Here is an 18504-nt window from a genome sequence, read left to right on the forward strand (position 1 = left end):
GCCTGGCTGCACGATGAACCGTCTGACCACGTCCTGGGGCGACCTCCGGCTCGCCCGCTTCCCCGAAGATCCCCGCGACACCCTCCGCGCATGGGACGCCGCCGACGAGTACCTGTTGGGCAGGCTCGAGGGGAGCGACGACGAGGATCCGGCGGACCTGTCCGGCACCGTGGTCGTGGTGGGCGACCGGTGGGGTGCTCTGACCGTCTCACTCGCCGCGCACGGCCCCGTACAGATCACCGACTCGTACCTCGGCCAGGAGGCCACCCGCGCGAATCTGGCGCGCAACGGCCTCGACGCCGCCTCCGTGCGGCTGCTGTCCGCCCGGGACACTCCGCCCGAGCGCATCGACGTCCTGCTCGTCCGGGTGCCCAAGAGCCTCGCGCTGCTGGAGGACCAGCTGCACCGGCTCGCGCCCGCCGTGCACGCCGGCACCCTGGTCATCGGTACCGGCATGGTGAGCGAGATCCACACCTCGACGCTGCGGCTGTTCGAGCGGATCATCGGCCCGACGCGGACCTCGCTCGCGGTGAAGAAGGCGCGGCTCATCTTCTGCACGCCCGACCCCGCGCTGGCCCCCGGACCCAGCCCCTGGCCGGTGCGCTACGCCCTGCCCGACGGCATCGGTGTGCTGGCAGGCCGGTCCGTCACCAACCACGCGGGCATCTTCTGCGCCGACCGTCTCGACATCGGCACCCGGTTCTTCCTGCGGCATCTGCCGGAGCGCAGCGGGCCCGCCCATGTGGTGGACCTCGGCTGCGGCAACGGCGTGGTCGGCACCGCCGCGGCTCTCGCCGGGCCGGAGACCTCGGTGACCTTCGCCGACGAGTCCTTCTCCGCGGTGGACTCCGCACGGGCCACCTACCGCGAGAACGTCGCCGACGCATCGAGGGCGGACTTCCTCGTGGGGGACGGGCTGGCGGAGCTGGCGGACGGCTCAGCCGATCTCGTCCTGAACAATCCGCCGTTCCATTCGCACCGGGCGACGACGGACTCGACGGCCCGCCGGATGTTCGGTGACGCCCGCCGCGTCCTGCGGCCCGGCGGCGAGCTGTGGGTGATCGGCAACCGGCACCTCGGGTACCACGTACGGCTGCGGCGGCTCTTCGGCAACTGCGAGGTCGTGGCGAGCGACCCGAAGTTCGTGGTCCTGAAGGCCGTCCGGCCCTAGGGCCGGCCTTCCGGACGGCGGAGATCCACCGTTTGCCGAACAGACGCGGGTGATGAGCGTGCGCGGCTCTTGGCCTGGGGCCCCGGCTGCCCGAGACTGACCCGATGACGCAGCGCGTGGATCTCGCGACGATGATGGACCGCCTCGCCATCGACGAACTGGTCACCGGTTACGCGGTGGCCGTGGACGACGCCGACTGGAGTGCCTACCGGGCCTTGTTCACCGGGGACGGGCGCGCCGACTACCGCAGTTCCGGCGGGATCGAGGGCTCCGCCGCCGAGGTCGCCGACTGGCTGGCGGAGACGATGCGCATCTTTCCCGTACGCCAGCACCTGATCGTCAACCGGCGCCTGCACATCCAGGATCTGGGGGGCTATCCGGGTGACGGCGCCGAGCTTCAGGCCGACTATGTGAATCCGATGCGGATGGAGTCGGGCGACGACTTCGTGTCCGGCGGCCGCTACACCTTCCACGTACTCCGTACGGACGAGGGCTGGCGGCTCAACCATGTGCTGATCGCCGAGAAGTGGCGGCGCGGCACGGGAGCGCTTGCCGTGAGCTAGAAAGGGCACGCTGTCGGTGCGGGACCCCCTCGCGCACACTGGAGAGGGACGGCTCGCCGCCCGTCGGGGCGGTCCCTTCCAGGCAGGACGAGGAGGCGCGTCATGCGGATTCCGGTCGGCCGGAGCCGGCGGGAGGGCAGCGAGCCCCGACGACGGACCGGAGACGACGCGGGGTGGCAGCGCGCCCGGCGGCTCCTCGCAACCCCCCGCGGGCGTGCGGTCGCCGCCGTCATGGCCGGTGCCCTGCCGGCGCTCGCGTTCCCCGAACCGTCGCTCTGGTGGTTCGCCTATGTGGCGCTGGTGCCGTGGATGCTGCTGGTGCGCACGGCGGCGACCGGGCGGCGGGCGGCGCTGGAGGGCTGGCTCGGCGGCCTGGGCTTCATGGTCGCCGTGCATCACTGGCTCATGCCGAGCCTCCATGTGTTCATCGTCGTTCTGGCCGCACTGCTGGGGCTGCTGTGGGCGCCCTGGGGGTGGCTCGTTCGCTCCCTGCTCGGCGGTATGCCGTCACCGGCACGGGCCGCGGCGGCTCTCGCCGTGGTCCCCTCCGGGTGGCTGATGATCGAACTGGCCCGCTCCTGGGAGGGGTTGGGCGGCCCGTGGGGGCTGCTCGGCGCCAGCCAGTGGGAAGTCTCCCCCGCCCTGCGGCTGGCGTCGGTGGGTGGCGTGTGGCTGGTCAGCCTGCTCGTGCTGGCGGTGAACACCGCGGTGACCGTACTGATCGCGGTGCCCAGGGCCCGTACCACCGCGGTGGGCGGCACGGTCGCCTGTGCGCTCGCCACCACGGCGGCGTGGATGTGGGCACCACAACCGGAGTCGTCGGGCCGGACCCGGATCGCGGTCGTCCAGCCTGGGGTGATCAACGGCATCGGCGGCGAGGACAAGCGCTTCGAGCGCAGCGAGCAGCTGACCCGTGAGCTGGCCGGCCAGGACGTCGACCTGGTCGTCTGGGGCGAGAGCAGTGTGGGATCGGACCTGCGCGAACGCCCCGATCTGGCGGCGCGTCTCGCGGTCCTCTCGCGTGCGGTCGGTGCCGATCTGCTGGTCAATGTCGACGCCCGGCGCGTGGACGCCTCCGGGCAGAGCGGGATCTTCAAGAGCTCGGTCCTGGTCGGTCCGCAGGGACCGACCGGTGACCGCTACGACAAGATGCGTCTGGTGCCGTTCGGTGAGTACATCCCGGCGCGTGATCTGCTCGGCTGGGCGACCTCGGTGGGCAAGGCGGCCGGCGAGGACCGGCTGCGCGGCACGCGCCCCGTGGTGATGGTGCTGCCGGGCGACGGTGCCGACCGGCTGCGCCTCGGTCCGCTGGTCTGCTTCGAGTCGGCGTTCCCCGACATGAGCCGCCGGCTCACCCGGGACGGTGCCCAGGTGCTCATCGCCCAGTCGGCGACGTCGTCCTTCCAGAACAGCTGGGCGCCGGAGCAGCACGCGTCACTGGCGGCCCTGCGGGCGGCGGAGAGCGGGCGGCCGATGGTGCACGCCACGCTCACCGGTGTCAGCGCGGTCCACGACGCGCAGGGCGGCCGGGTGGGGCAGCCGCTCGGTACGGACGAGAGCACGGCGGCGGTCTACGACATACCGCTGGCGCGCGGGACGACGGCGTATGTGCGGTTCGGCGACTGGGCGGTCTACGGCGCGCTCGCCGTGCTGGCCCTGTGGCTGGCGGCGGAGGGCGCGCGGGCCGTCAGGCGGCCTGCTCGAGAGCCCGAAGCACCACGCGTTCGCACAGTTCATGAGTCCTCAGGGCGTCCTGGGCACTGAGGAACTTGCCCGCGCGGACCGCTTCGAGGAACGACGTCACCGACTGCTCGATGCCGCGCTGGCGGGCCACCGGCACCCAGTCGCCCCGTCGTCCCACGCTGGGCTGCCCCTTGTGGTCGACGACTTCGGCGAGGTTGCGCACCTCGCGCTTGGTGTCCTGGCCGGACACCTCGAGGATCTCCTCGGCGGAGCCGCTCATCCGGTTCATGGTGCCGATGGCGGTGAATCCCTCGCCGGACAGCTGGAGGACGACGTGGTGCATCCGCCCGTCGACGATGCGGGCCCGCACATCGCTGTGCTCGATCGTGCCGGGGGCGAGGAAGCGCAGGGTGTCGACGACATGGATGAAGTCGTCGAGCACGAGGGTGCGGGGGTCCTCGGGGAGACCGACGCGGTTCTTCTGCATCAGGATCAGGTCGCGCGGGTGCTCCAGGCACTGGGCGTATCCCGGCGCGAGCCGCCGGTTGAAGCCGACGGCCAGGCTGGTGCCGCGTGATTCGGAGAGGTCCACGAGCCGTTCGGAGTCGGCGAGTTCGTACGCGAGAGGCTTGTCGACATAGGTGGGCACACCCGCTTGGAGGAGACGGCCGACGATCTCCGCGTGCGCCCCTGTCGGCGCATGCACGAAGGCGGCGTCGAGGCCTTGGTCCAGCAGCCGGCCGAGGTCGGTGTGGCGCCGATCGGCGGGGATGCGGTGCGTCTCGGCGACCCTGGCCAGGGTGGCCGGTGTGCGGGTCTGCAGATGCAGTTCGACGCCTGGAAGAGCGCCCAGCACCGGCAGATAGGCCTTCTGCGCGATGTCGCCGAGTCCGATGCAGCCGACCTTCACGGGGCCTCCCTCACGCTGTGTCCTCGCCCGTGTGCCTGGTCAGCATACGGGCGCCGGGGCGGCTGCCAGTCGGCGATGCCGTCGAAGGTCCGCAGCACCACGCCCGGCCCGAGCCGGGAGACCGCGGACATCAGGGTGTTGCGCGCGGCGACGGCCGGCCGGCTGGTCAGCGACATCGCCCGGGCGACCCGGGCCGCCTTGCGGACGACGGCGGTGGTACGCGGGAGCCGGTCCGCGCTGTAGGCGGCGAGGCCCGCGCCCAGCTCGGCTCCGGGGGCGAGGTGATGGGCGAGGACGATGCCGTCCTCGATCGCCTGGTTGCCGCCCTGGCCCAGGGTGGGCGCCATGGCGTGGGCGGAGTCGCCGACGAGGACGGTCCGGCCCCTGTGGAAGGCGGGCAAGGGGTCGATGAGGTGGTGGACGTCGTTGCGCAGCACCTGCCGCGGGTCCGCGGCGGCGATGACGGCCGGGACCGGATCGTGCCAGTCCCCGAACCGGCGCAGGAGTTCGGCCTTCTCGTCCTCCGCCCGGTCGCCGGCGGGCGCGACGGCCGCCGCGTAGGCGTAGATCCTGCCGTCCTTGAGGGGCTGGGTGCCCCACAGGGTGCCGGCGCCCCAGGTCTCGTGCGGTGCGAAGGCCCTGCCGAGGCCCGGGACCACGACGCGCCAGGTGGTGAATCCGGAGTAGGCCGGACCCTGATGGGCAGGGAACAGCGCGGTGCGGACGGCCGAGTGGATTCCGTCGGCGCCGACGACGAGTTCCGCCTCGAACTCCGCGTCCGCGGTGGTGACACGGGCCGGGCGTCCGTCCGCGGCGCCCGGGTCGGTGAGCCGGGCCGCGCTCGCGGTGTGCACGGCGCCCGCGGGCAGCAGGGCGGCGATGCGGTCGACCAGGGTGGCGCGGTGGAGAAGGACCAGGGGCCCGCCGAAGCGCTCGGCGGCGGCCGCGCTGTTCGTGCGGGCGAGCCACCGGCCGCGCGGGGTGCGCATGCCGCCGTCGCCCTGCCACGCGGACAGCTCCCGGATGTCGTCGCCGAGGCCGATCACGTCGAGCGCACGCTGGCCGTTGGGGGCGAGCCCGATGCCGGCGCCGACCGGCTCCAGGGAGGCGGCCTGTTCCAGGACGGTGACCTGCCAGCCGCTTCGGTGCAGGGCCACGGCGGCGGTCAGGCCGCCGATGCCACTGCCGATGACGACGGCTCGGGGCTCGGGCATGGCTCCTCCTCACAGGCGCACTACATCTGTAGTGACACACCGAGCGTACTACAGCTGTAGTTGCGACGGTAGGTTGGGCCCATGGCAGAACGCACCACTCCCGGCACCTCCCGCGCCGATCTGATCGCCGACGCCGCGCTCGGACTGCTCGCCGAGCGCGGCATGCGCGGCCTCACCCACCGGGCGGTGGACGAGACCGCGGGCCTCCCTCAGGGCTCGACGTCCAATCACGCCCGCACCCGGCAGGCCCTTCTGGAGGCCGCGGTACGCCGTCTGGCCGACCGCGAGGCGGCCGTTCTGACACCCGGCGAGCTGCCGGCCGCGGGCGACAGCGGCGAGGGCCTGGCGGACGCCCTGGCCCTCGCGCTGCACCGCTATCTCACGCGCCATCGCGAACTGCTCGTCGCCCGCTACGAACTCGCCCTGGAGGCCACCCGCCGACCGGAGCTGCGTGCGTACTACGACGCGGCTGGCAGCCGCTTCCGGACCATGCTGAACGCCCTGATGACAGCGGCCGGTTCACCGGAGCCGGAACGCCATGCGCTGTCCCTGGTCGCCTGGTGCGAGGGGCTGATGTTCGCCTGCGCCGTGGGGTCGTACCACGCGGCCGTCCCCGACCGGGCGGAGCTGCGCACGGGGTTCACCGAGCTGCTGCGGGGGATGCTCGGCGAAAATGCCCTGGCGGGCGGCGGGCCGGTCCTCCAGGATGATCGCCATGACGAGGACTGAGCGCACCGAACCGTCCACCACCGCAGGCGAACAGGCCATGCTGACGGGCTGGTTGGAGTTCCACCGCGAGACGCTGGAGTTGAAGTGCGCGGGGCTCACCGACGAGCAGCTGCGTGAGCGGTCCGTGCCACCGTCCGGGATATCGCTGCTGGGACTCGTACGGCACATGGCGGAGGTCGAGCGCGGCTGGTTCCGAGACGTCTTCGCGGGCGAGGACGTCCGCACGCTCTACTGCGAGGAGGACCGGGACGGGGACTTCCACGTCACGGACCAGGACACCTGGTCGGACGCCCGCACCGCATGGCAGACGGAGATCGCGCGTGCCCGCGAGCTGGTCGCGGGCCGCTCGCTGGCCGATGTCGCGGCCGGCACCACCCGTTCCGGGAGGGCGTTCAACCTGCGGTGGATCATGACGCACATGATCGAGGAGTACGCGCGCCACAACGGGCACGCCGACCTGGTACGGGAGCGGATCGACGGCGCCACGGGCGAATGACCCGCCCGCGGCCGGGGCCGATGTCACCCGTGAGGGCCATTGTGGAGCGGTCGGGCGGTGAACCGGCCCGGCGACCAGCACAGTTGATCGCGTGCAGCGATCATCGAAGCGGCGACCACCGACCGCCGCGAACGTCCTGGCAGGGGTGGCCGCCTTGGCCGTGTGGGGCCTGTCCGTGACGGGTTGTGTGTCCGTGGCCCCGGGGTCCGCTCCGGTCCCCGCACCGGCCGGCAGCCGCCCGGTGCAGGTGCTGGAGCCCCGGGTCGGTCAGGCTCCCGTGCGCGAGGCCCTGGCCCCGCCGGCAGCACGGGAGACGACTCCCCCGCTCCCTGCGGTGCCACCGTCCGAGTCCGCCGTACCGCGCCGCCACGACCCCTCTCCCGTCCCGCTGCGGCAGACGGAGCCGACATCTCCGACGCCTCGGGCGCTGCTGCCCGTCGTGCCGACGTCGCGGCCCGACGTCTGTGCGCTGAGCGAGGGCTACGGGGGCTGGCGACCGGACAGCGCGCAGGCACGCATCTGCCGGGATGTGTACGGACGTTGAGCCGGGCCACTGCCCGGCAGGCGGAAGACTCCGACCCGGGCCGTCGCCGACACCGCATGGAGCCCTGCGGGTCCTGAGCCCCTGCCCGACGGCGCAGGGTCCCGATCCGGCCCGGGCCCCCGCCGACACGGACTCAGAGCCCTGCCGACTCGGGACCCACGCCTCAGTCGGTGCGCAGCCTCAGCTCCAGGCGTTCGATGGCCGCGCGGACCCCTCGGCCGTATCCGTCGTCGCCGAGTGCGTCCGTCGCCGAGCGAGCCCGGTCGAGATGGATCCGGGCCGCCTGCGGCCGGTGCAGCTTCACGTAGTCGGCGGCGAGGTTGAGGTGGAGCGAGGGGTAGAAGGCCCGGACCGCGAGCCCGGCCTGGTGGGCGGCGGTCCGCTGCTCGCTCAGCCCCTCCGCCGCCGCGAGCGCCCGCAGGTCCCACGCCAGCTCGTCCACCGGGTCGTCCTGGGTGTCCGCCATGTAGTGCGCGAGGGTGCAGCGGTGGAGGGGCTCCCCCGCGTCGCCGATCTCCGCCCACAGCGTGCCGAAGCGATTGCGCGCCTCTTCGCGGTCACCGCCGTGCAGCAGCATGATCGCCTGCCCGATCCGGGTCATGACGGCGTCCTCCGACGCCTCCTGCTGCTCCACCACTGCCGCCTCCCGCATCCGTGCGCCCGACGTGCGACCGTGGCGCCGGCCGTCGGCACGGACGCCACGATCACGACGCTAGCCGCCGCCACCGACAATGCCGCACAGGCTCGGGCAGGTGGCCCGTGCCTGTCAGCCGGGTGCGCGAACGGTCAGCCGAGGTCGGGGATGCGCCAGTCGATGGGCGCGTGGCCCTGCGCGGCGACGGCCTCGTTGATCTGGGTGAAGGGCCGGGATCCGAAGAACCTCTTCGCCGACAGCGGTGAGGGGTGGGCGCCCTTCACCACCACATGCCGCTGCTCGTCGATCAGCGGAAGCTTCTTCTGCGCGTAGTTCCCCCACAGGACGAACACGGCCGGGTCCGGGCGGGAGGCCACGGCGGTGATCACCGCGTCCGTCACCTTCTCCCACCCCTTGCCCTTGTGGGAGTTGGCCTCGCCGGCGCGGACGGTCAGCACCGCGTTGAGCAGCAGCACGCCCTGCTCGGCCCACGGCATCAGATAGCCGTTGTCCGGGATCGGGAGGCCGAGCTCGGCCTGCATCTCCTTGTAGATGTTCCGCAGCGAGGGCGGCGTCTTGACGCCCGGCCGCACCGAGAAGCAGAGCCCGTGCCCCTGCCCCTCGCCGTGGTACGGATCCTGGCCGAGCACCAGCACCTTGACCCGGTCGTAGGGCGTGGCGTCCAGCGCGGCGAAGACCTCCTCGCGCGGCGGGTACACCGGCCCCCTGGCGCGCTCGTCCTCGACGAAGTCGACGAGCTCCTTGAAGTACGGCTTCTGCAGCTCGTCGCCGAGGACGCCGCGCCAGGACTCGGGCAGCATGTCGGTGTCGGTCACGTCAACAACCTCCGGGATGCGATCACTTACCGACCACAGAACCTACCCGGAGGCACTGACAACGGGTCCTACCAGCTGGCCTTGCGGTACAGCTCCCACATCTGCATGACCGTCTGCGGGTCGAGGGCGAGCTCGCCGCCGCCGATCTCCTCGCTGGCCGCGACGTACAGCTTGCCCTGCCACAGCGGCAGCAGCCGGACGTCGTCGACGAGGATCTCCTGGGCCCGCTCGAACTCGGTCGTCACCGCGCCACGGTCGCTCTCCCGCCGGGAGGCGGGCAGCAGCGTGTCGGTGATCTCCTTGTTCTCGTACGGCGTGCTCAGCACGTTCTTCTCGCCGACGAACGGCGCGATGAAGTTGTCCGGGTCCGGGAAGTCGGGGAACCAGCCTCGGCCGAAGACGGGGTAGGAGCCGGACTTGTATCCCTGCTGGAACTCCTTCTCCGACTTGCCCTGGATCGTGATCTTGAAGAGACCGGACGCGTCCAGCTGCCTCTTGAGCTCGCGGAACTCCAGCGCCGTCGCCGAGCCGTAACGGTCGGTGGTGTACCAGAAGGTCAGCGGCACCGGCTTGTCGATGCCGGCGTCCTCCAGGATGCCCTTGGCCTTGGCCACGCTCGGGTCGCCGAAGCGGTCGAAGTACTCCGTGGTGTGGCCCGCGATGCCCTTCGGAACCATCGAGTACAGCGGCTCGGAGGTGCCCTGGTAGACCTTGTTGACCAGCGCGCCGCGGTCCACGATCTGGGCGATCGCCCGCCGCACGGGGAGCTTGCCCGCCATCGGGTCCTTGGAGTTGAAGACCAGGTAGCGGATGTCGGCGCCGACGGTCTCGACGAGCTGAAGGTGATCGTTCTCGGGGAGCTTCTGCTGGAGTTCGACGACCTCGGGCGCGGTCAGACCGCGGTAGATCGCGTCGATCTCCTTCTTCTTGAGGGACTTGACCATCACGTCGGAGTCGCCGAAGTAACGGATCGTGACGGCGTCGTTCTTGCGCTTGGCGAAGCCCTCGTAGGTGTCGTTGCGGGTCAGCTCCGCCTTGTCGCCCTTGTTGTACGAGTCCAGCACGTAGGGACCGGAACCGGTCAGCCCGCCGTCCTCGCGGAGCTTGTCCGCCGGGTACTCCTTCGGCGGCACGATCGACATGGCGGGCGTGGCGAGGATGAACGGGAACGTGGCGTCCGGGGACTTCAGACGGAAGCGCACCACACGGTCGCCGGACGTCTCGACCTTGTCGAGGGAACCGAGCAGACCGTTGGGGCCACCCTGCACATCGATCTTCTGGATCCGGTCGATCGAGTGCTTCACGGCGGCGGCGTCGAGGGTGTCACCGTTGGAGAACTTCAGCCCGGAGCGCAGCTCGCACTCGAAGACCTTGTTCGCCGGATCCATGAACTGGCACTTCTTCGCCGCATCGGGCTGCGGTGTCGTGCTGCCGGTCGGGAAGCTGACCAGCGTCTGGAAGACGTTGCGGAACAACTCCCATGAACCGTCCCAGGCAGCGGCAGGATCGAGCGTCGTGGGCTCACTCGTCGTACCGACTGAAATCTTCTGCTTGCCGTCCGCTTCCGCATCGGAGAACAGACCGCATCCCGCCAGCAGAGATATGGACGCTAGGGCTGCAGCGGCCTGCAGACAGGTCCGGTAGAACACGTGCACGCTCCTCGTTCAGCCATGGGTCGGCCGACCATACCGCAGCGCCCTGCCGGGTCAACCTAAAAGCCCGGCAGGGCACTTGGTTCATTCATGAACAAAACGGCTCAGTTCGCTCAGTGCACGCCTGCATTGAGGAAGATACCGCCGTCGACGACCAGAGTCTGGCCCGTGATCCAGTCCGACTGGTCCGACGTGAGGAACGCGGCGGCACCGCCGATGTCCTCGGGCACGCCGAGCCGCGCCAGCGGGTAGGCCGCTGCCGCCTCGGCCTCCCGGCCCTCGTACAGCGCCTCGGCGAACTTCGTCTTGACCACGGCGGGCGCGATCGCGTTGACCCGCACGCCGGGGGCGAACTCGTGGGCCAGCTGGAGGGTCAGATTGACCATGGCCGCCTTGCTCATCCCGTACGCGCCGATGAAGGGCGACGGCGAGATGCCGGCGACGGACGCGATGTTCACGATCGCACCGCCGTTCTCCTTCTGCCACGCCTTCCAGGTCTGCTGGGCGAAGCCGAGGGCCGAGATCACGTTGGTCTCGTAGACCTTGCGCGCGACGTTCAGATCGAGCTCGGCCATCGGTCCGAAGACCGGGTTGGTGCCGGCATTGTTCACCAGGAAGTCGACCCGGCCGAACGCCTCCATGGTGCGTTCCACCGCGGCCGCCTGGTGGGCCTCGTCGTGGGCCTTGCCCGGAACGGCGATCACCCGGTCGGCGCCGAGCTTCTCCACGGCCTCCTTGAGGGCGTCCTCGCCACGGCCGGTGATGCACACCCGGTCGCCGCGGGCGACGAGCGCCTCGGCGACTCCGTAGCCGATGCCGCGGCTCGCGCCGGTGACCAGCGCGACCTTTCCGCTGTCAGGTACTTCTGCGGTCATGTTCGTCGTCTCCCGGTTCAGTTGAGCGGTCCGCCGGCGACGTACAGGACCTGGCCGGAGACAAAGCCGGCGTCGTCGCCCGTGAAGAAGGCGATGGCGCCGGCGATGTCCTCGGGGTACCCCACGCGCTGGACCGGGATCTGCGTCGCGGCGGCGGCCTGGAACTCCTCGAAGCCCATGCCGACGCGCTCCGCCGTCTGGGCCGTCATCTCGGTGACGATGAACCCGGGCGCGACGGCGTTGGCGGTGATGCCGAACTTGCCGAGCTCCTTGGCGAGGGTCTTGGTCAAGCCCTGGAGACCGGCCTTGACGGCGGAGTAGTTGGCCTGGCCGCGATTGCCGAGCGCCGAGCTGGAGGACAGCGAGACGATACGGCCGAACCCGGCGTCGACCATGTGCTTCTGGCACGCCTTGGCCATCAGGAACGCGCCCTTGAGGTGCACGTTCATCACGGTGTCCCAGTCGGACTCGCTCATCTTGAAGAGCAGGTTGTCGCGGAGCACGCCCGCGTTGTTCACGAGGATCGTCGGCGCGCCGAGCTCGGCGGCGACGCGCCCCACAGCGGCCTCCACCTGAGCGCTGTCGGAGACGTCGCAGCCGACGGCGAGCGCCGTGCCGCCCGCCGCGGTGATCTTCTCGACCGTGTCCTTGCAGGCCGCCTCGTCGAGGTCGAGTACGGCTACGGCACGGCCCTCGGCCGCCAGCCGGACCGCGGTGGCTGCGCCAATGCCGCGCGCCCCGCCGGTCACGACAGCGACGCGCTGCTCGGTGGTGGACATGCTGGTTCTCCTCGCCCTTGGATGCGGCTCATCCGGTACGTCCCGACGGATGAGCGACCGCTTAGTACCTTCAGCAGACGAGACGCTAGAAGCCATGGCACGCGGTGTCAACGGCCCACCGCGTGCGCCGGGTCACTCACCGTACGAGCAGCTCCAGCAACCGTTCGGCCTCGGCCTGCGGATCGGCGGTCAGCCCGGTGTGCACCGGGCCGGGCTGGACGACGGTCGAGCGCGGTGCGATCAGCCAGCGGAACCGGCGGCCGGCGTCGTCGCGCGATGCCTGACCCGCGTCGTCCCCGCCGCGGCAGACGCCCTCGACGGCGTGCAGAGCGGCCCGTACTCCCGTGACATCGGCATGCGGGTCCAGCGCCTTGAGCTTCACCTCGTCCAGGTGCGTACGGGCGGCGACGAAGGACCGGGCCCGGCAGTAGACCACCACGCCCGCGTTGAAGAACTCACCGCGCTCCACACGGGGCACGACCCGCAGCACCGCGTACTCGAAGACCTCACGCTCGCTCATTCGCCCGCCGCCTTCTGTGCCTCGGCCGGGTGCGGCCAGGGAGTCAGATGCCCGGTCAGCCAGCCGGGGGCCTGGGAGGACCGGGGCTTGGACGGCGCGGTCAGCGTGATCCGCTCGTGGATCGTCGCCGCGCGGGCGAGCAGGGGCTCGACATAGGCACGCCGCAGGGCGTCGGTGGTCTCGAAGCCGGGTTCGTCGACCAGCCACTCGTCGGGAACGTCCGCGGCGGCCTCGGTCAGCAGCTCCTTGGTCACGAGCGGAGCGAGCTCGGCCGCGGCGGCGGCGATGTCCGGCCGGAACGGCGCGAGCGCGTGGTCGGACGCGTCGTACGGCTTGGCGGCCGAAGCGGCGGCTCCGGGCCAGTTGTGGTGCCAGATCATGGTGGCTCCATGATCGATGAGCCACAGATCCCCGTGCCACACCAGCATGTTGGGGTTGCGCCACGAGCGGTCGACGTTGTTGATCAGCGCGTCGAACCAGACGACCTTGCCGGCCTCGGCCGGGTCCACCTCGTAGGCGAGCGGGTCGAAGCCGATCGAGCCCGGCAGGAAGTCCATGCCGAGGTTCAGTCCGCCGCTCGCCTTCAGCAGCTCCTGCACCTCCTGGTCGGGCTCGCCGAGACCGATGACCGGGTCGAGCTGCATGGTCACCAGGTCGGGCACGCGCAGACCGAGCCGGCGGCCCAGCCGGCCGCAGATGACCTCGGCGACCAGGGTCTTGCGGCCCTGCCCTGCACCGGTGAACTTCATGACGTACGTGCCGAGATCGTCGGCCTCGACGATGCCGGGGAGCGAGCCGCCCTCACGCAGCGGCGTGACATAGCGGGTCGCTGTGACTTCGGGGAGCATGGCCCCACAGTACGTCGGGGCCATGGACAGGATCACGAGCTTATTCGCTTGCTCGGCCGCTGCGGAACCTGAGCACGATGCCCCATGAGTGATCACATCGAAGCCCCCGGCTTCCCCCGCCAGTTCGCCCGTACCCGCCGCTTCTCCCTCGGTGTCCCCCGGCTCTTCACCGTCTCGCCCGACGGCCGGCGGGTGCTCTTCGTCCGCGGCACGGCCGGAGACGACCCGGTGAGCCGGCTGTGGATGCACGAGGCGGGCAGGGAGCGCGTACTCGCCGATCCGGCCGCGCTCGGCGGGCGGGAGGACGAACCCGAGGCCGAGAAGGTCCGCAGGGAACGCGCCCGGGTGACGTCCTCGGGAGTGGTGTCCTACGCGACCGATGCCGAGGGGACGCTCGCCGCCTTCGCGCTCGGTGGTGAGTTGTGGGTGGTGCGGACCGACCGAGGCGCCCCCCGCCGGATCGCCACGGCCGGCCCGGTGGTCGACCCGCGCCCGTCGCCGGACGGCACGGCCGTCGCGTACGTCACCGGGGGTGCACTGCGTGCCGTGCGGACCGACGGCTCGGAGGACCGGCTGCTCGCCGCCCCGGAGGATCCGGAGGTGACCTGGGGCCTCGCGGACCATGTGGCCGCCGAGTCGATCGGGCGGTCCCGGGGCCATTGGTGGTCACCCGACTCGGACGCCCTGCTGGTGGCCCGGGTGGACAACTCCGGCGTGCAGCGCTGGTACATCGGCGATCCGTCCGAGCCGGCCAAGGAGCCGCGATCGGTCCGCTACCCGGCGGCGGGGACGGCGAACGCCGAGGTGTCCCTGCACATCGTGCGCCTCGACGGCACCGGCAGCCGCACGGCCGTGCGGCTGCCGGCCGCCGCGGACCAGGAGTCCCACGAGCCGGGGACCTGGACCGACACCGCCTTCGAATACGTCGCCGCGGTCTCCTGGGACGCGCTCGGTCCGCTGGTCGAGGTGCAGACACGCGACCAGCGCACCGCCCAGCTGCTGGCCGTCGACCCGCGGTCGGGCGCGACCGAGGTCCTCCGCACACGGCGCGATCCGGCGTGGGTCGACCTGGTGCCGGGAGATCCCGGCCGTACCTCGCTGGGCACACCGGTCCGCACCTTCGACCACCCGGACGGGAGGCGGGGACTGCGTATCGGCGACGAGGCCTCCCCGGCCGGACTGCACGTCCGCGAGGTGGTCGGCACGGTGGGCGAGCGGGTGTGGTTCACCGCGAACGAAGACCCCACCGAAGTCCATGTCTGGTGCTGGGGCCCGGCGTCCGGTTTCGTTCGCCTCAGCGAAGCCGCCGGTGTCCACACCGCCTCCGTCGGCGGGGACACCGTGGTCCTGGACAGCGTCACGGACGAGGGCCGCACCGTGACCGTCCTCGAGGGCGGCCGCCCCGCCGGGCGGATCGCCGTACTGGCCGAGCAACCACTGGTCACCCCCCGGCCGGTGTTCCTCTCGCTCGGCAGGCGTGACCTGCGGAGCCAGCTCTTCCTCCCCTCCTGGTACAAGCCGGGCTCGGGCCGGCTGCCGGTGCTGCTCAACCCGTACGCGGGCCCCGGCATGCAGATCGTCGTCCGGGCCGGAGGGTGGTGGACGGCCGTGTCGCAGTGGTTCGCCGAGCAGGGCTTCGCGGTGCTCGTGACGGACGGCCGGGGCACGCCCGGCCGGGGCAGGGAGTGGGAGAAGGCGGTCCGGGGAGACCGGTTGACGCCCGCGCTCGACGACCAGATCGACGCCCTGCACGCGGCGGCGGAGCGGCATCCCTTCCTCGATCTGGACGCGGTCGCGATCCGTGGCTGGTCCTACGGCGGTTATCTGGCGGCCGGCGCGGTACTGCACCACCCCGAGGTGTTCCACGCTGCCGTCGCCGGCGCGGCCCCGGCCGACCGGCGGCTCTACGACACGCACTGGGAGGAGCGCTTCCTCGGGCACCCCGATGTCACCCCCGAGGCGTACGAGCGCAGCTCACTCGTCCCGTTCGCCCATCAGCTGAGGCGGCCGCTGCTTCTGGTGCACGGGGTGGCGGACGACAATGTGGTTCTCGCCCACATGCTGCGCTTCTCATCGGCCCTGCTCGCGGCCGGGAGGCCCCACAGTGTGCTCCCGTTGTCGGGGGCGACCCACATGGTCACGCAACAGGACCAGGCGAGCAGCCTGCTGCTGTGGGAGGCCGACTTCCTGAGAAAGTCCTTGAAAGTTTGAGAATCTGAACGCTGCCGAACAGAGGGCCGTACACCATCACGAGGAACCGGCTGATGTCTGGCCGACAGGGACCGTACAGACAGAAGGAGCAGTCATGACCGGATCACAGGGGCCGTCCCGCACCATCGCACGTCGGACGGTCGTCGCCGCCGCGGGCGGAGCCGGTCTCGCCGTCGCGCTGACCGCGTGCGGAGGCTCGGACGACAGCGGGGGCTCCGTGTCCGAGCAGCCCGGCGACGGCGGGACCGGGGGCACGGGTGGCGCTGGCGGCAAGGTGATCGCGACGACCGCCGACATCCCCGAGGGCGGTGGCAAGGTCGTCGGGGACGTGGTGATCACCCAGCCGAGGGCGGGCGAGTTCAAGGCGTTCTCCTCCAAGTGCACCCATCAGGGGTGTGCGGTGAAGGATGTCGCCGACGGCGTGATCACCTGTCCGTGCCACCAGAGCAAGTTCGACGCGACCGACGGCAGCGTCAAGGCGGGGCCGGCCACCACGCCGCTGCCGCCGGCCGACATCACGGTCGACGGAAACTCGATCAAGCTCGCCTAGGCGAAGGGATCTGGCAGACACGACCCGGCCTCAGCCCGCCTCCGACGCCGTCCGGTCCCGCCGGGTGCGGCGCGGGCGTTTCCAGCAGGTCAGCACCTCGTCGGTGGTGGCGATCGTGGCGACGAGGGCGAGTGTGTTGCGGATCATCGCGGGGGTGTAGTCGGCGGGCACCCCCGCGATGGCGTCCCGGGCCACGACGGCCGTGTAGCCCAGATTCACCGCGTCGAACACGGCGTTGGGCACGGCGATGTTCGCCGAGACGCCGACGACGATGACGGTGCGGCAGCCGAGATTGCGCAGCAGCGCGTCCACGTCCGTACCGGCGATGGGCGACAGGCCGTGCAGCCGGCGTACGACGAGGTCCTCGTCCGCGACCTCGATCGGCGGGGCGATGCGCACCGCCGACGTGCCGGAGTGCTGCTGGACGGGAAGGCGCCCGGCCGCCCGGAAGAGGCGGGCGTTGTGGTTGGCGCCGCGGCCGTCGGGACGGCGCTCCGCCACCGCGTGCAGCACCTGGACGCCCGCCTCGTGCGCTCCGGCGACGAGCCGGGCGACCTGCTGGAGTACGCCCGACGACCGGGCCTGCGCGGCGAGTTCGGGCAGGGCGCTGTGGTCGCCGACCACGCCCTGCTGGCATTCGACGGTGAGCAGCGCCGTGGTCACCGGATCGAGCTGTTCCGCGAGCTGGTCGGCACTCGACACGGCTCCCCCTCGGGTGTCGCGGTCCGACCGACCGGGTGTCACGGGCCGGACCGGGCGCGTGACAGTAGCCTCCATTGCGCGCAGAGGGAAGAGCCCTCATGATTTCTGACACACCGTCAGCTACAGGGAGGGGCCGCCATGGCCGTCGAACAGCGCCGGGGCCGCCGGATCATGATGAGCGCCGGTGAACTGGACGCGTTTCTCGCCGAGCAGCGCACCTGCCGCGTGGCCACCGTCTCGGCCGACGGCCACCCGCACGTCAGCGCTCTGTGGTTCGCCTGGGACGGCACGTCCCTGTGGCTGTACTCCCTGACCCGCAGCCGGCGCTGGGCCGATCTGCGCCGCGATCCCCGGCTCGCCGTCGTGGTCGACGACGGCGAGGACTACGGCGAACTGCGGGGCGTGGAGCTCTCCGGCAGCGCGGTGTTCGTCGGGGAGGCCCCGCGGACGGGTGAGCCCTGCCCCGAACTGGACGTTCCCGAAGCGCTGTTCACGCGGAAGAACTTCGGGCTCGACGAGATGCCCCACGACGGCAGGCACGCCTGGCTGCGGCTGACGCCCGACGCGGTCGCGTCCTGGGACTTCAGGAAGATGTCCGCACTCTGACGCGACGGCGTGCCGGGTTCGGCAAGACGGCGGTGACGGGGCCCGGCTTCGAGGGCGGTGTCAGCGCTCCGACCCGGTCGCGGCCGCGGCCGCGGCCCGCAGCGCCGTCACCGCCGCCCTGATCGAGGGGCGGCGGTCCGCGTCCGTGCGCCAGACCGCGTACACATGGCGCTGCATCTGCTGCCGTACGGGAACGAGTGCGACACCTTCCGGCACCGGGCCCCGGCCGAGCCGGGGGGTGACGCAGACACCGAGCCCCGCGGCGATCAGCGCGAGCTGGGTGTGGTGCTCCCCCGCCAGGTGCGAGATCCGCGGTTCGATGCCGTGCGAACGCAGGGTGAAGACCAGCCACTCGTGGCAGAACTCGCCCTCCGGCCAGGACACCCACTCGTCCTCGGCGAACTCGGCGAGGTCGACCTCGCTGCGGCCGGCGAGCGCGTGGTCCGCGGGCATCGCCACATCGGGCGCGTCGTCGAGAAGATGCGCCTGGGCAAGACCGCCGGGCACGGGCAGCCGCTTGTTGCTCCAGTCGAGCACCACGGCCAGGTCGAGGTCTCCCCTGATGACGTGCCGAATGGCCTGCTCCGGCTCCATCTCGCGTGACTGGACGCCCAGTTCGGGATGCTGCCGGTGCAGTGTGGAGATCGCCGCGGGGAACAGTCCGCGGGCCGCCGTCGGGAAGGCGCCGATCCGGACCTCGCCGACCACCTGCCCGCGCCGCGCCTCGATGTCGGACTGGGCGAGTTCGACCTGGGAGAGGATGCGCGCGGCATGGTCGGCGAGCAGCTGGCCGGCGTCGGTGAGCCGGACACCCCGCCCGTTCTTCGCCAGCAGTTGCTGGCCGACCTCCCGTTCCAGCTTGGCCATCTGCTGGGAGACCGCGGAGGTCGTGACGTGCAGTCCGTCGGCCGCGCCGCTGACCGAGCCGTGGCGGGCCAGCGCATCCAGGGTCCGCAGGCGCTCCAGATTCAACATGTAAGC

Annotated in this window: 20 protein-coding genes; 9 read left to right on the plus strand and 11 right to left on the minus strand. The window is 71.5% G+C overall.

The genetic code is table 11. The annotated features are described in order from the left end of the window. Positions 1-13: 13 nt before the first annotated feature. The 3 genes from ACQPWZ_RS05335 to lnt all read left to right on the plus strand — a co-directional run bounded on the left by ACQPWZ_RS05335 (position 14) and on the right by lnt (position 3498). Positions 14-1171, plus strand: a complete 1158-nt coding sequence (locus ACQPWZ_RS05335; RefSeq protein ID WP_433570787.1) for a methyltransferase — start codon at positions 14-16, stop codon at positions 1169-1171. Positions 1172-1275: 104 nt separating this feature from the next. Beyond that, positions 1276-1734 (plus strand): nuclear transport factor 2 family protein, encoded by a 459-nt coding sequence (locus ACQPWZ_RS05340; RefSeq protein WP_340471968.1) that lies wholly within the window; start codon positions 1276-1278, stop codon positions 1732-1734. Positions 1735-1836: 102 nt separating this feature from the next. After that, on the plus strand, positions 1837-3498 hold the full coding sequence (gene lnt, locus ACQPWZ_RS05345; RefSeq protein ID WP_433570788.1) for an apolipoprotein N-acyltransferase: 1662 nt from the start codon (positions 1837-1839) through the stop codon (positions 3496-3498). On the opposite strand, the gene ACQPWZ_RS05350 is transcribed toward lnt, so the two are convergent. Together ACQPWZ_RS05350 and ACQPWZ_RS05355 are read right to left on the minus strand one after the other, a co-directional pair. After that, a complete protein-coding gene (locus ACQPWZ_RS05350) occupies positions 3422-4327 on the minus strand; it encodes a Gfo/Idh/MocA family protein (protein ID WP_433570789.1) in 906 nt (301 codons plus the stop codon). The two genes, lnt and ACQPWZ_RS05350, sit on opposite strands and share 77 nt — an antisense overlap. Further along, positions 4324-5541, minus strand: coding sequence for an FAD-dependent monooxygenase (locus ACQPWZ_RS05355; RefSeq protein ID WP_433570790.1), 1218 nt, complete (start codon positions 5539-5541; stop codon positions 4324-4326). Before ACQPWZ_RS05355 ends, ACQPWZ_RS05350 begins: the two co-directional genes overlap by 4 nt. A gap of 81 nt (positions 5542-5622) precedes the next feature. Here ACQPWZ_RS05355 and ACQPWZ_RS05360 point away from each other — a divergent pair, with 81 nt between their 5' ends. From ACQPWZ_RS05360 to ACQPWZ_RS05370, 3 genes are all read left to right on the plus strand, one after another. After that, entirely contained in the window at positions 5623-6270 is a 648-nt protein-coding gene (locus ACQPWZ_RS05360; protein WP_405568315.1) for a TetR/AcrR family transcriptional regulator, read from the plus strand. Beyond that, complete coding sequence (locus ACQPWZ_RS05365; protein ID WP_433570791.1) at positions 6257-6766, plus strand: DinB family protein; 510 nt, start codon at positions 6257-6259, stop codon at positions 6764-6766. The genes ACQPWZ_RS05360 and ACQPWZ_RS05365 overlap by 14 nt, the downstream gene beginning before the upstream one ends. A 91-nt stretch (positions 6767-6857) precedes the next feature. Continuing rightward, positions 6858-7310 carry a hypothetical protein gene (locus ACQPWZ_RS05370; RefSeq protein WP_433570792.1) on the plus strand — a complete coding sequence of 151 codons (453 nt, stop codon included), beginning with the start codon at positions 6858-6860 and terminating at the stop codon, positions 7308-7310. Positions 7311-7473: 163 nt separating this feature from the next. On the opposite strand, the gene ACQPWZ_RS05375 is transcribed toward ACQPWZ_RS05370, so the two are convergent. The 7 genes from ACQPWZ_RS05375 to ACQPWZ_RS05405 form a co-directional block, all read right to left on the minus strand. Then, on the minus strand, positions 7474-7947 hold the full coding sequence (locus ACQPWZ_RS05375; protein ID WP_340471974.1) for a hypothetical protein: 474 nt from the start codon (positions 7945-7947) through the stop codon (positions 7474-7476). Between the two features lie 149 nt (positions 7948-8096). Next, positions 8097-8780, minus strand: coding sequence for a uracil-DNA glycosylase (locus ACQPWZ_RS05380; RefSeq protein ID WP_313947600.1), 684 nt, complete (start codon positions 8778-8780; stop codon positions 8097-8099). Between the two features lie 68 nt (positions 8781-8848). Continuing rightward, positions 8849-10429, minus strand: coding sequence for an ABC transporter substrate-binding protein (locus ACQPWZ_RS05385; RefSeq protein WP_356704646.1), 1581 nt, complete (start codon positions 10427-10429; stop codon positions 8849-8851). Positions 10430-10545: 116 nt separating this feature from the next. Next, a complete protein-coding gene (locus ACQPWZ_RS05390; protein WP_356704645.1) occupies positions 10546-11307 on the minus strand; it encodes an SDR family oxidoreductase in 762 nt (253 codons plus the stop codon). Between the two features lie 17 nt (positions 11308-11324). After that, entirely contained in the window at positions 11325-12086 is a 762-nt protein-coding gene (fabG, locus tag ACQPWZ_RS05395) for a 3-oxoacyl-ACP reductase FabG (RefSeq protein WP_340471977.1), read from the minus strand. A gap of 136 nt (positions 12087-12222) precedes the next feature. Further along, on the minus strand, positions 12223-12606 hold the full coding sequence (locus tag ACQPWZ_RS05400; protein ID WP_327685321.1) for a DUF3037 domain-containing protein: 384 nt from the start codon (positions 12604-12606) through the stop codon (positions 12223-12225). Further along, complete coding sequence (locus ACQPWZ_RS05405) at positions 12603-13454, minus strand: HipA family kinase (RefSeq protein ID WP_433570793.1); 852 nt, start codon at positions 13452-13454, stop codon at positions 12603-12605. The genes ACQPWZ_RS05400 and ACQPWZ_RS05405 overlap by 4 nt, the downstream gene beginning before the upstream one ends. Before the next feature lie 84 nt (positions 13455-13538). Here ACQPWZ_RS05405 and ACQPWZ_RS05410 point away from each other — a divergent pair, with 84 nt between their 5' ends. After that, on the plus strand, positions 13539-15665 hold the full coding sequence (locus tag ACQPWZ_RS05410; protein WP_433570794.1) for a prolyl oligopeptidase family serine peptidase: 2127 nt from the start codon (positions 13539-13541) through the stop codon (positions 15663-15665). A gap of 94 nt (positions 15666-15759) precedes the next feature. Beyond that, on the plus strand, positions 15760-16215 hold the full coding sequence (locus ACQPWZ_RS05415) for a Rieske (2Fe-2S) protein (protein ID WP_433570795.1): 456 nt from the start codon (positions 15760-15762) through the stop codon (positions 16213-16215). Between the two features lie 30 nt (positions 16216-16245). On the opposite strand, the gene ACQPWZ_RS05420 is transcribed toward ACQPWZ_RS05415, so the two are convergent. Beyond that, positions 16246-16917: a cysteine hydrolase gene (locus ACQPWZ_RS05420; protein ID WP_433570796.1), complete on the minus strand. Its 672-nt coding sequence runs from the start codon at positions 16915-16917 to the stop codon at positions 16246-16248. A 138-nt stretch (positions 16918-17055) separates the two neighbouring features. Between ACQPWZ_RS05420 and ACQPWZ_RS05425 the strand changes: the two genes are divergently transcribed. Next, the gene (locus tag ACQPWZ_RS05425; protein ID WP_433570797.1) at positions 17056-17523 is read left to right on the plus strand and encodes a pyridoxamine 5'-phosphate oxidase family protein; all 468 of its coding nucleotides are present in this window, start codon (positions 17056-17058) and stop codon (positions 17521-17523) included. Between the two features lie 60 nt (positions 17524-17583). Here the strand turns inward: ACQPWZ_RS05425 and ACQPWZ_RS05430 are convergent, their stop codons facing one another. Then, positions 17584-18498, minus strand: coding sequence for a LysR substrate-binding domain-containing protein (locus ACQPWZ_RS05430; RefSeq protein ID WP_433570798.1), 915 nt, complete (start codon positions 18496-18498; stop codon positions 17584-17586). Positions 18499-18504: the final 6 nt, after the last annotated feature.

This window comes from Streptomyces sp. CA-251247 (genome assembly GCF_050952975.1).
Classification (GTDB): Bacteria; Actinomycetota; Actinomycetes; order Streptomycetales; family Streptomycetaceae; genus Streptomyces; species Streptomyces achmelvichensis.